Source organism: Streptomyces sp. NPDC051738 (genome assembly GCF_044453205.1).
Taxonomy (GTDB): Bacteria; Actinomycetota; Actinomycetes; order Streptomycetales; family Streptomycetaceae; genus Streptomyces.
This window is the reverse complement of sequence record NZ_JBITCM010000018.1, coordinates 163165-175146: the sequence shown is the minus strand read 5'-3', so window position 1 is coordinate 175146 and position 11982 is coordinate 163165. Positions and strand designations below refer to the sequence as shown.

The following is an 11982-nucleotide window of genomic DNA, read 5'->3' as shown; positions in this document are numbered from 1 at the left end:
CGGCCGGGAGGTCGTACGAGCGAAGATCTACGGGCGAGTCATGGCGGAGCGGAGGAGAGTCGGCGACCGGAACATGTCACACAAGTGAACGGGCCATCGCCACCGCACCCTCGACCGGCGGCGCCCGCAGGGGACGCGGCCGGGCCGTCGGCACACTCTCCTCGAGCGCCGACACGAAGGCGTCGTACAGCGAGGGCTGGGCGAGGACGGTACTGCCCGCGACCACGACGTCGTCGACCACCACCCCACGGGCGGCGAGGCGTTCGACGAGCGCGGCCAGGGAGCGGCCCGCCTCGGCGATCACGGTGCGGGCGAGCGGGGAGCCGGACTCGGCGGCCGTGAAGACGGCCGGGGCGTGCCGGCCCCACTCGGCGGAGGCCGACGTGACGGACTCCAGCGCGGCGCCGAGCGCGGGTACTTCGGGGACGTCGAAAGAGGCCAGGAGGCCGAGCGCCAGCGCGTCGGGCTCCTCGCCGCGGTCGTGCGCGGCCCATACGGCACGAACGGCCTCGCGGACGAGACCGGCGGCGCCGCCCTCGTCGCCGAGCAGCGCGCCCCACCCGCCGACCTGGACCGGTGTGCCGTCGGCGAAGCGGCCCACGGCGACGGATCCGGTGCCGGCGACCAGGCCGACACCCTTGTCCAGGCCCGCCGCGGGCACGAGCAGTTCGGCGTCGCCCACGACCAGCGCGGGCGCGTCGAAGTGCAGTTGGAGCGCGGTACGGATCTGTGCGCACTGACGCGCGGTCTCGCAGGCATGGGCGCCGACGGCCAGCGCGGACGGGCGCGTGCCCTTGGGAAGGGCCTCGGCGAACAGCGCGGCCAGCCAGCCGGCGGCGGCCACCGGATCGTACGGCCGCCAGCCGCTGCTGGGCCGGACGTGATCGGCCACGACGGTGTCGCCCGTGAGCGCGCGGAGATGCGACTTGGTGCCGCCCACGTCGATGCCGACCATCAGAGGGCCAGACAAAGGGGTGACCTGCACGGATCCTCTTTCGTCGGTGAGCTGTGTGCTGCGACGGCGGGGCGAACCGTGCCGGAGGGCAAGACAGTTGAAGAGCTAGGGAAGCCCCGGGACGGGCCTCTGGACGGACCACGGCAGGCGAGTACCGGGACGTTCGTTAGGAAGTTAACTAACGAAGTACAGTGCGTGTCAATAGGCGTCGCGCAGTCGGCTTCCCGGGCCTTTCGCCCGGGTCGGCGACGCGTGCCGCCAGGGCAACCCATCGCCGCCTTCCGCCGAGCCGATCGGCCCGGGAGAGCAGCCTGTCACCTGGGGGAACTGTGGAACACGACGTGGTAAGAGCCCCCCGTCTGACCGAGAGCGCGAGCCACGTATTCACCGTGCTGGCCCAGGCCGGCACCGCGACCCGGCCGCAGCTCGCCAGCCTGGCGCGGCTGTCCAAACCGACGGTCTCCGCCGCCGTCGCCGAACTGGAGGGCGTCCAGCTGGCCGCCCACTCCGGCACCGCCTCCAGCGGCACGGGCCGCAACGCGGCCGTCTACCGTCTCGGCCCGGCCGCCGGTGCCGTGCTCGCCGTCGACCTCGGCCCCGCGCTCACCCGGGTCCGCGGCTGCGCCCTGGACGGCACCCTGCTCGCCGAGGCCACCGGCCCCCGGGCCGAGGCGGCCGACGTGGTCCGCGATGCCCTCCACGCGCTGCCAGCCGACGCCCCGCTGCGCACCATCGTGGTGGCCGTCGGTGACGTCACCGCCCGGGCCGAGGAGGGCTCCGGCATGCGCCCGGCGACCGCCAAGGCGGGGCCCGTCTTCGACGCGGTGGCCGTCGCGCTGCCGCCCGGAGTCCCCGTCCATCTGGAGAACAACGTCAACTGCGCCGCCCTCGCGGAACTGCACGAGGGCGCGGCGCGCGGCCGCCACACCTTCGGCTATCTGCGGATCGGCGTCGGTATCGGTCTCGGCATCGTCGTAGGAGGACAGGTGCTGGCCGGGGCGAATGGAGCCGCCGGAGAGCTCGCCCGGCTGCCCTACCCCTGGGACGACGGCCTGGAGCCCCGCCACGAGGCCCTGGAGGAGTACATCGGGGCCCGTTCCCTGCTGCGCCGGGCCGCCGAGGCATGGCCGGATGCCGACGGCGCCGGCCCCCGTACGGCCGAGCGGCTCTTCGCGCTCGCCGGACAGGGCAGTGCCCCGGCCCGTGCCGTCGTCGCCCGGCACGCCGTGGACGTGGGCCGGCTGGCCGCCGCCGTGACCGCCGTACTGGACCCTGGGCTGCTCGTGCTGGGCGGCAGCACCGGCGCGTTTCCGCAGCTCCTGCCCGGTGTGCGGGCCGAGCTGGAGCGGCTCAGCTGGCCCACCGAGGTGGTCAGCAGTCAGGTCGGTGATCTCGGTACCGTGGTCGGCGCGGCGCGCCTCGCGGTGGCCAGAGGAGTCCAAACCGTGACCGACGCGGCGCGGACGAAGGATTGACGGTTTCGGATTCGGTCTGCCAATGTCCGGACAAGCGCTTTCTAAGTCGGCCGGGACGCCGGCTTGGGGCGAACATCCCGCCCGTACTCGACGTACGGCAACCGCACGAGGGCGTGCCCGTGCGGTGACGGCCAGGACGGCCGGGGATCTCGCCCCGCGTGGACGACGCGGCCGGGCGAGGCCGCCCCCTCCGGAAAGCGAATTTTCCTGCAAAATGCACCCGTGCCGCCTTGGTCGGCGCCGTGCTCCGTCTCTTACCACGAAAAGGGATCGAAGATGACCACTGTGGGTGTGCGGCGCTCCCGCCGACTCGGCCGCGGCGCCATAGGCCGCCTGGTTCCCCTCGCTGCCGTGGCCACGGCAGGTGCCCTACTGCTCTCCGCCTGTGGAGGGGGATCCGACTCGGGCGGGACCTCCAAGTCGCTGACGTTCTGGATCTCCACGGTGCCGGGGCAGGACGCGGGCTGGAAGAAGATGGTGGCGCAGTACGAGAAGGAGACCGGCGTCAAGGTCAAGCTGGTCAACATCCCCTACGACGGCTACACGACGAAGCTGCGCAACTCGGCGCAGGCGAACTCGCTGCCCGACGTGGCGGCCGTGCCGGCGCTCGACCCGATCTGGTCGAACAAGCTGATCGACCTCAGCGACATCGCCAACAACAAGACGAACAAGATCAACGCCAACTTCGTCGCCAAGGACTCGTCCGGGAAGGTGCTGTCCATCCCCTCGGACGTCACCGCGTCCGGCATGTTCATCAACAAGTCGCTCTTCGAGAAGGCCGGCGTCGACTACCCCACCTCGCCGGACAAGACCTGGACCTGGACCGAGTTCATCAAGGCGGCGGACAAGGTCCGGGAGAAGACCAACGCCAAGTACTCCCTGACCTTCGACCAGTCGCCGTCCCGGCTGCGCGCCATGGTGTACGAGATGGGCGGGAAGTACGTCCACGCGGACTCCGCGGGCAAGTTCTCGGTGGACTCGGCGACCAAGAAGGCCGTGAAGTACTTCGTCGGACTGAACGACGACAAGACCATGCCGAAGTCGGTGTGGACCAGCGGCGCCGACCCGTCGGCCATGTTCCAGAGCGGTGACGTCGTCGCCTACTGGTCCGGCGTGTGGCAGGTTGCCGCCTACGCGGAGAGCATCACGAAGTTCGAGTGGGCGAGCGTCCCGACTCCCGCCCAGCCGGTGCAGGCCAGCGACGTCAACAGCGGCGGCATGACGGTGGGCTTCAACAACAACGCCGACGCGGCCGCCGCCGCGAAGAAGTTCCTGTCCTGGCTGTACGAGCCCGACCACTACCAGGCGCTGTGCGAGGCTTCCGGCTTCCTGCCGGTCGAGAGCGGTCTGAACCCGAAGTACCCCTTCAAGTCCGAGGCGGCGCAGGCGGCGTTCAAGCTCTACAACGAGTCCATCCCGCTCTACGACCCGATCTCCGGCTACTTCAACGGCGCGCAGACGAACTGGGTGCTGAAGGGCAAGAGCCTCGCCGACGACCCGACCAAGGCGGAGCTCGGCAAGGCGATCAACGGCGAGCAGTCGGCCGACAAGGCCCTGCAGAACATTGTGGACGGCTACAACCAGCAGGTCGGCGGCTGATCGTAGGCCGGGGGCCCGGGCGGCGGGGTCGAGACACCGCCGCCCTGGCCCCCGGACCCCACGTGACGCCGGGCTCTTGGCCTGAGCCCACAGGAACCCATTCCACCAGCACGGAGTCAGGAAGATGACAAAACGAGCCTCGGACGTGTCCGTGAGCCCGCCCAGGAGACGAAGCAAGTACACCGTCGCGCCGCTCGTCCTCATCGCGGCCAATGTCGTGCTCTTCGCGCTGTTCTTCCTCTGGCCGGCGGTGATCGGGCTCGTCTACTCCTTCACGAACTACACGGGCGTGGGGGCGTTCCAGTTCGTCGGACTGGACAACTACAGCAACCTGTTCGGGGACTCCGCCTTCTACGACGCGATGACCCGCACGCTGCTGTACACCGTGCTCTTCGTACCGCTGAACTTCGTGTTCTCGCTGCTCATCGCCAACGTGCTGGTGAGCAAGCAGGCCAAGGGCGTGTCGGTCGCCCGTATCTTCTTCTTCATCCCCTGGCTGCTGTCGCCCATCGTCGTGGGTGTCCTGTGGCGGTGGCTGTTCGGTGAGAACTTCGGACTGGTCAACTACCTCATCGAGAAGTTCGGCGGAAGCGCCGTTCCGTGGCAGTCGAACGCGGACCTGTCGCTGCTGGTGGTCGTGGTGGCGGCATCCTGGGCCTGGACGGGCTTCTCCATGCTGCTGTTCATCGCGGCGATCAAGAACGTACCGACGTCGTACTACGAGGCGGCCGCGCTCGACGGCGCCGGTCCGTGGCGCCAGTTCGTCAGCATCACCCTGCCGAGCATCGCGCCGACTTCCTTCATCGTCATCCTGCTCAACACGATCCACGGGATGAAGGAATATCCGCTGTTCGCCTCCCTCAACAACGGCGGGCCCGGAACGTCGAACAACCTGCTCGTCCAGTACATCTACCAAACCGGCTTCAAATCGGGCCAGATCGGCTACGCGAGCGCCGCGTCGTTCGTGCTCATGCTCATCCTGATGGCCGTCGCGATCATCCAGCTGATGGTCAACAGGCGGGTGGAGAACCGATGACAACCACAGACATGCCACGCAAGGTCGACTCCGCGCCCGGACGGGCTGTTCGCAAGAAGCGGCCCGGCAGCGCGGCCACTGGTGGGCTTCGGCGCGCGATTCCCGCGACGACACTGCTGTGGGTCCTGGCAGCTCTCTACGGGGTGCCGGTGCTGTGGTTCGTCCTCAGCTCCTTCAAACCGGCCGGAGACCTGTTCTCCCTTCCGCTGACGCTGTTCCCGCACAACCCCACCGTGTCGGGTTACGAGGCGGCGTGGGACAGCGCCAACTTCTCCCAGTACTTCATCAACACGACCATCGTGTGTGTGATCGCGACGGTCCTCACGGTGGGAGTCAGCTGCTGCACGGGGTACGCGCTGGCCAAGTACGACAACAAGTGGCTCAAGGTCTTCTTCGTCGGCATTCTGGCCACCACGATGCTGCCGTCCGAGGTCATGCTCGCCCCGCAGTTCCTGGTGGTCCGCGACCTCGGCCTCTACAACTCGCTCGCCGGCATCATCCTCCCGGCCGTGCTGACCGCGACCGGTTGCTTCATGTTCCGCCAGTTCTTCCTGACGGTCCCCGACGAGCTCATCGAGGCCGCCCGCATCGACGGCGCCCGTGAGCTGTCGATCTTCCTGAGGATCATGGTGCCGATCTCCCGGCCCATCATGCTGACGCTCGCCATCCTGTCGTTCCAGTGGCGGTGGAACGACTACATCTGGCCGCTGCTGATGCTCAACGACCCCGAGAAGTTCACCGTGCAGATCGGCATCCAGAGCCTTGTCGGGGCGCAGAACATCAACTGGTCGGTGCTCCTCGGCGGATCGGTCATCTCCATGATCCCGCTGATCGTCGTCTTCCTGGTGTTCCAGCGTTACGTCATGAACGCCGACATCAACGCCGGACTGAAGGACTGACCTTGCCCACCCCGCTCGACCACGAGTTCGACCACGAGTTCGTCCGCGCGGTGGCCCGCGCCGCCGACCGGCCGGCCGCCCCGCTGGCGGCCGGCCCGGACGAGGAACCCGTCGGTGTGACCCACCGCGCTCTGGCCCGCCGGGTGAAGACCCTGGTTGCGGCATACCGCTCCCCGGACTCGGCACTGCACGGCAGCGGGCGGGCCGTCGCCGCCGCGATGACGCACCTCCGTGCCCTGCGGGCCGTGCAGACGGCCTCCGGCCTCTTCGCGGGCGGCGACAACGTGCAGTCACCGCCGGACTCCGCGTTCACCGTCAACGACGTGTGCGACGCGCACGTCCTCGCCGCCGGCGCGGGGCCGGAACTGGACGGCGTCACGGCCGCGCTCGCCGAGATCGCCGACGCAGCCACCGGCAGTCTCCTGACCGGTGGGGTGCACACCCCGAACCACCGCTGGGAGCTGTCCGCGGCGCTGGCCCGCTTGCACCGGTCGTTCCCGGACGACCGGCTGCTCGACCGCGTCGAGGAGTGGCTCGCCGAGGGCGTCGACATCGACGCGGAGGGCCTGTACTCGGAACGCAGTGCCGTCTACGCGTCCATCGTGACCAACCCGGCGCTGCTGTTGCTGGCCGAGGTGCTCGGGCGTACCGACCTGCTGGACGCCGTCGAACGCAACCTCGCCGCGACCCTGGACCTGATCAGGCCGGACGGCACGGTGGAGACCGTCCACTCGCGCCGCCAGGACCAGAGGCTTTCGTTCGCGCTGTGGCCCTACCTGCCGCACTACCGGCTGCTCGCGATCCGCACCGGCCGGGGCGACTTCGCCCGCGCGGCCCGCCTGGCGGCCGCCGACGGCATCGACGACCCCGACCTGCTCGCCCAGACCCTCCTCACCCCGGATCTGTGCCGCGCCCTGCCGGCCCCGGACGCGGAGAAGCTCCCGCGCGACCGGTACCTCCCCACCGCACGCCTCGCCGCACACGTCTCGGCCACCGCGCACACCGTGGTGTACGGCGGCTCCGACGTGCCCGAGCACCGGCGCATCCGCTCGGGCCTCGCCTGCAACCCCACCTTCCTGCGGCTGTTCGCCGGTGCCGCCGTCCTCGACGCGGTCCGCGTCTCGCGGGTGTTCTTCGACCTGGGCCCATTCCGTGCCGCCGACATGGAACAGCTCGCCGACAACCGGTACCGGCTCACCCAAACCCTCACAACCGCCTACTACCAGCCGCTCCCGAAGGACCGGAGGCGCGACGACGGCGCCTACCGCCTGGTGGACGAGGGCCGCTTCTCCGCGGCGATGGCCTTCCCCGACCGCCCTCAGGACGAGGTCTCCCACACGACCCGAGTCGAGGTCGACCTGCGGGAGGACGGGGCCGACCTGCGGATCGACATCAGCGGCCCACCGGTGCCCTGGACCCTCGAACTGACCTTCCGGCCGGGTGGCGAGCCGCAGGGCGTCGTCCCGATCGGCGAAGGACGCTGGTGCCTGACGACCGGACCGATGACCTACCGGGTCGGCGACGACGAGATCCGGGTCGAGGCCGACGTCGAGGCGGGCGAACCCCTGGCCGGGCCGGACCGGAGCGACGTACTGCGGTACGACCCGGGGCAGGACTACACCGTGGTGGGCGGCACCGATGCCACGACCGGGAACCGCGTCTACATCGGTGGACTCGGCCCGCACACACTCACCGTCACACTGCGCGCCATCCGACCCGCACCTGTCGCGTGACCCAGACGACCTACACCATGGCCATCTCAGGCATGAAGGGCTGACCACCCGTGCATCTCCCTCGCCAGCTCGGCGCCCTGCACGACCTCCCCGACACCCCCGATGCGCACGACGCCGTCCTCGCCGGTGTCGCGGAGCAGGCCCTGGCCCGGCTCACGCCGGAGGGCAACCTGGAACACCCGGACTGCGTCGACGACATCGGCGACACCTCCCTCGGCATCACCTCGCTGCTCGCCCTCGCCTGGCAGCGCGGCAAGGACCCGCGTCTGCCCGAGGCGGTGCGCCGCAGCCTCGCCTTCCACCTGCGTGAGCGGGTGTACACCGAGGACAACCCCGGCTACCCGAACCTGAAGGCGCGCAACACCGGTCTGCCGTACGCCCGCTACACCCTCGCCTCCGGCGCCCACCCCATCGGCGACTGGCCGAGCACGGTGTGGGCGCTCCTCCAGGCCGTCAACGTGCTGGACCTGGCGGAGGGGCTCGTCCAGGACGAGCAGCGTGCCGAACTCGTCGAGGTCGCGCACGGCTACTGGCACTGGCTGACCGAGGCGACCTTCTTCAACCCGCAGGAGGCGGGCAACCAGGCCATCGGCTGCATCGTCGGCGGGTTGATGCTGGCCCGCCATCTCCCGCCGGAGCAGGGCGAGCCGGTGCGTTCGCGCGCGCTCGCCCTGTACGCCGACAAGATCCGCGCCCACCGCGTCGCGGACCGAGGCGCTCTGCTGCCTCCCGAGCACGGCGGCGCCTACGACAACAACTACGGCCCGATCTCCCTGTCCTTCCTCGCCCAGGCGCACCGGATCAGCGGCGAGGAGATCTTCGCCGAGGACGGTGACGCACTCGCCCGCTACCTCGACGCCCGCCTGACCACCGGCGGCTTCGACAACGGCGGACCGCGCTACAGCGAGCAGCACAGCGGCTTCGAGTCGGTCCTGGGCCTGCGCTACTTCGGCGCCCGGATCGGCTCCGACCTGGGGCGCTACCGGGGCGACACCCGCTGGGGCCGGCACGCGGTCAAGGCGGACGGCGGCGTCGACGGCCACTTCGCCTGGATGCTGGTCTGGCAGATCCAGGACAGCACCCGCTGGCATCGCACACCGTCCACGACCCCGGCTCGCCACCAACTCCGCGCGGGCACGGTCTCGGTGGCCTTCGACGACCGTATGACCCCGTCGCTGGTCGAGGCGGCGGGCACGTACTACCTCCCGGCGGCCGTGAACCGGCAGCACGGCTTCGGCCCGGTGACCGACGGCTTCCTGTTCTGCCGCCCCATGGGCGAGGTCCGGGTCCGGGACGTCCGCGCCGGCGGCCTCACCGCCAAGCTGGTCACCAAGCCGGTCGTCGGCCGCGACCACGTCCTGCGCCACGTCCGGTCCCTGTATGTCACCGACGGCACCAGCCTCTGGACGACCGTCGCGGTGGAGCGGCTCCCCGGAACGCCGTACCTGCTCGCGGGTCTGCCGTACGCCACCGACGACGGCGACCGGGTGCGCAGGTCCGCCGAGGGTCAGGTCACGGCGGCGGGCGCACTCCGCCTCACCCACCCGGAGTCGGACGGCGTGGACCACTTCGACGCCCGCGCGGAACGGACCCAGGAAGAGGCGGCCTTCGCCCTGGCCGCCGACCCCCGCGGCTACGGCAACCCGGACGAGGGCTGGCGGCATCTGGTCGGCTCGACGGCCCTGGAGGCCGAACCGGCCCCCGGCGCCCCGGAGGACCTGCACGCCTTCGCCGTACGCTACGGATCGACGGGCCCGTTCGCGCCCACGTTCGCATACGACGACGGTTCAGGGCTGACGGTTCGCACGGAAGCGTTCACCGCCGTGATCGGCGAGGCGGCGGGCGACGCGCACGGGGAGCCGGAGCTGGAAGTCTCGCCCCCGCCGCCCCTACCCGCCCCGTCCTGAAGGGGCTCCGCCCCTTCTACCCCGCCAGGGGCTCTGCCCCCTGGACCCCCGTCGGCCCCTAAAGGGCCTCGTCCTCAAACGCCGGACGGGCTGAAACGCCCCTCACGGGCAGGGCCGTGCCCGGCACCACCAGGTCGGCCTTGTCGCGGGTCGCGGCGATCAGCTCCGCGTTGCGCTGGTCCGAGCCCAGCACCCAGGCCACCGCCTGGTCGTGCGGCTTGCCGAACTCCTCGTGCCGGGCGATCAGCCGCCCGATGCGTTCGGGTTCGTCGAGCTCGCAGAACCACACCTCGTCCAGTTGCGAACGCACCCGCGTCCACGCGTCCGTGTCCAGCAGCAGATAGTTGCCCTCGGTCACCACCAGCCGGGCCGTCGGCTCCACCGGAAGGGCGCCCGCGATCGGCTGCTCCAGGACCCGCTCGAAGCCGGGCGCGTAGACGGTGTCACCGTCGGACTCCTCGTGCAGCCGCCGCAGCAGCGCCGCGTACCCCGCGGCGTCGAAGGTGTCCGGCGCGCCCTTGCGGTCCCGGCGGCCGAGCCGGTCCAGCTCGACGTCGGCGAGGTGGAAGCCGTCCATGGGCACGTGCGCGACCCAGGGATCCCCGGCACCGTTCAGCTCCCGCACCAGGTGCTCGGCGAGCGTCGACTTGCCCGCGCCGGGGCTGCCGGCGATACCGAGGACGGCGCGGCGGCCGTCCCGGGGGAGGGACCGGGCTCGGGTGAGGAGGTCGGTGAAGGTCAGGGTCACACCGCAGAGTGTGTCACCCGCCCGCATCAGGCGACTGGCCGAACCCCACACTGCGTGAGCATCCCTTACGGGTTAGTTTGTCCCTGTTTTCGGACTTGTAGGGATTCAGGCCTGCAGAGATGAGGGGCGGACGATGACCCACGGCACGAAGCCCATGCTCATGAGCATGGAGCGGCGCTACGCGTCGACCGTGCCCGGCGGGTCCTGGCGAGCGCGCGGCGACGGCCTGCTCGCGGCGGTGGCCGGTGCCTTCATCCTCGCCCAACTGCTCCTCGCACGGCCCTCGATGGGCCTCGGCTGGGACGAGGTGGTGTACGTCAGCCAGGTCGGCACCCAGGCTCCGGCCGCCTACTTCAGCGCGCCACGCGCGCGTGGCGTATCGCTGCTGGTGTGGCCCGTCGCCTCCTGGTCGTCGTCCACGACCCTGCTGCGCGTCTATCTCGCCCTGCTGTCCGGACTCGTCCTGTACCTGGTCCTGCGCGCCTGGCGCGGACTGTTCCCGCCCCGTGTCCTGGCCGGTGCGGGCGCCCTGTTCGCCACCTTGTGGGTGACCCTCTTCTACGGCCCGCAGGCCATGCCCAACCTCTGGGTCGCGTTCGGCGCCCTGCTCTGCGTCGGCTGCTTCCTGCGCGCCCGCGCGGACCGTGCCGACGGACGGGCCCTGTGGGGCGTCCTGGCCGGCGCCGCCTTGATGGCGTGGATGCGGCCCACGGACGCCGTATGGGTCGTGCTGCCGCTGCTCGTCCTCGCGGTGGTGCTACGGCACCGGCGGCTCGGGTTCGCCCTGGTGGCGGGCCTCGTGGCCGGGGGCGTCGAGTGGGTGATCGAGGCGTTCGTCAGTTACGGCGGTCTGCGGGAGCGGCTGAACGAGGCCTCCCGGATCCAGGGCGACCTGGGCTGGAACCTCGCCGTCGACGACCAGGTACGCAGCCTGGCCGGCAGCACCCTGTGCCGGCCCTGCGACGGAGAGATGCCCGACCCCGTCGTGTACGCCTGGTGGTTCGCCCTGCCCCTGCTCGCCGCCTACGGGCTGGCGATCGCGTTCCTCGCCGGACGCACCACCCGCACCCTGGTCCCGCTGCTCTGTGCCGCGACGGCCGCCTTCCCGTACCTGTTCATGATCGGATACGCGGCGCCCCGCTTCCTCCTGCCCGCCTACGCACTGCTCGCCATCCCGGTCGCGGACGCGCTGCTCCACCTGGCCACCAAGCCCGACGGCCGGTGGCGCCCCGTGGTCGCCGCCGTGGTCGCCGTCGGGCTGGCCGGGCATCTGGCCGTGCAGTACGCCGTGTTGGACCGCACCGTGGACCGCAGCACCGCGGGCCGCCAGGACTGGGCCCGCTCCGCCGCCGAACTCCACCGCCTCGGCGTACGCCCGCCCTGCCTGCTCACCGGGCACGAGGCCATCCCCGTCGCCTACTACACCGGCTGCTCGTCCGCCGCGACCCGCGGCCACAACGCCAACATCACGACGGCCGGGATCCTGCGGTCCACCCGCAGCATCCCCGTCGGCGCCCTCACCGCCCCCGGCGGCAAACCGCCCCGATACGCCCGCGACTGGGACCGCCACCGCCTCGACGGCCTGGAGGTCCGCATCGCCCCGGCGCTGGGCACGGGCGGACCGCCATGA

General features: G+C 71.0%; 9 protein-coding genes. 7 read left to right on the top strand and 2 right to left on the bottom strand.

Features of this window, described 5'->3' with window-relative positions; translation table 11 throughout:
* Nucleotides 1–76: 76 nt before the first annotated feature.
* Entirely contained in the window at nt 77–955 is an 879-nt protein-coding gene (locus tag ACIA8X_RS35225; RefSeq protein ID WP_393447336.1) for an N-acetylglucosamine kinase, read from the bottom strand.
* A gap of 341 nt (nt 956–1296) precedes the next feature.
* Between ACIA8X_RS35225 and ACIA8X_RS35220 the strand changes: the two genes are divergently transcribed.
* From ACIA8X_RS35220 to ACIA8X_RS35195, 6 genes are all read left to right on the top strand, one after another.
* Nucleotides 1297–2430, top strand: a complete 1134-nt coding sequence (locus tag ACIA8X_RS35220; protein WP_393446741.1) for an ROK family protein — start codon at nt 1297–1299, stop codon at nt 2428–2430.
* Between the two features lie 276 nt (nt 2431–2706).
* Nucleotides 2707–4029 carry an ABC transporter substrate-binding protein gene (locus ACIA8X_RS35215; protein WP_393446739.1) on the top strand — a complete coding sequence of 441 codons (1323 nt, stop codon included), beginning with the start codon at nt 2707–2709 and terminating at the stop codon, nt 4027–4029.
* Between the two features lie 124 nt (nt 4030–4153).
* Nucleotides 4154–5065 (top strand): carbohydrate ABC transporter permease, encoded by a 912-nt coding sequence (locus ACIA8X_RS35210; protein ID WP_393446737.1) that lies wholly within the window; start codon nt 4154–4156, stop codon nt 5063–5065.
* Nucleotides 5062–5964, top strand: coding sequence for a carbohydrate ABC transporter permease (locus ACIA8X_RS35205; RefSeq protein WP_393446735.1), 903 nt, complete (start codon nt 5062–5064; stop codon nt 5962–5964). Before ACIA8X_RS35210 ends, ACIA8X_RS35205 begins: the two co-directional genes overlap by 4 nt.
* A gap of 2 nt (nt 5965–5966) precedes the next feature.
* Nucleotides 5967–7697, top strand: a complete 1731-nt coding sequence (locus ACIA8X_RS35200; RefSeq protein WP_393446733.1) for a hypothetical protein — start codon at nt 5967–5969, stop codon at nt 7695–7697.
* A gap of 50 nt (nt 7698–7747) precedes the next feature.
* A complete protein-coding gene (locus ACIA8X_RS35195; RefSeq protein ID WP_393446731.1) occupies nt 7748–9604 on the top strand; it encodes a hypothetical protein in 1857 nt (618 codons plus the stop codon).
* A gap of 58 nt (nt 9605–9662) precedes the next feature.
* Here ACIA8X_RS35195 and ACIA8X_RS35190 read toward each other — a convergent pair whose 3' ends face one another.
* Entirely contained in the window at nt 9663–10352 is a 690-nt protein-coding gene (locus ACIA8X_RS35190; protein WP_393446729.1) for a nucleoside/nucleotide kinase family protein, read from the bottom strand.
* Between the two features lie 133 nt (nt 10353–10485).
* Between ACIA8X_RS35190 and ACIA8X_RS35185 the strand changes: the two genes are divergently transcribed.
* On the top strand, nt 10486–11982 hold the full coding sequence (locus ACIA8X_RS35185; protein WP_393446727.1) for a hypothetical protein: 1497 nt from the start codon (nt 10486–10488) through the stop codon (nt 11980–11982).

Excerpts from the sequence above, each read along its gene's own strand:
- ACIA8X_RS35225 (WP_393447336.1), bottom strand. The coding sequence starts at position 955 with ATGGTCGGCATCGACGTGGGCGGCACCAAGTCGCATCTCCGCGCGCTC.
- ACIA8X_RS35215 (WP_393446739.1), top strand. The coding sequence starts at position 2,707 with ATGACCACTGTGGGTGTGCGGCGCTCCCGCCGACTCGGCCGCGGCGCC.
- ACIA8X_RS35210 (WP_393446737.1), top strand. The coding sequence starts at position 4,154 with ATGACAAAACGAGCCTCGGACGTGTCCGTGAGCCCGCCCAGGAGACGA.
- ACIA8X_RS35205 (WP_393446735.1), top strand. The coding sequence starts at position 5,062 with ATGACAACCACAGACATGCCACGCAAGGTCGACTCCGCGCCCGGACGG.
- ACIA8X_RS35185 (WP_393446727.1), top strand. The coding sequence starts at position 10,486 with ATGACCCACGGCACGAAGCCCATGCTCATGAGCATGGAGCGGCGCTAC.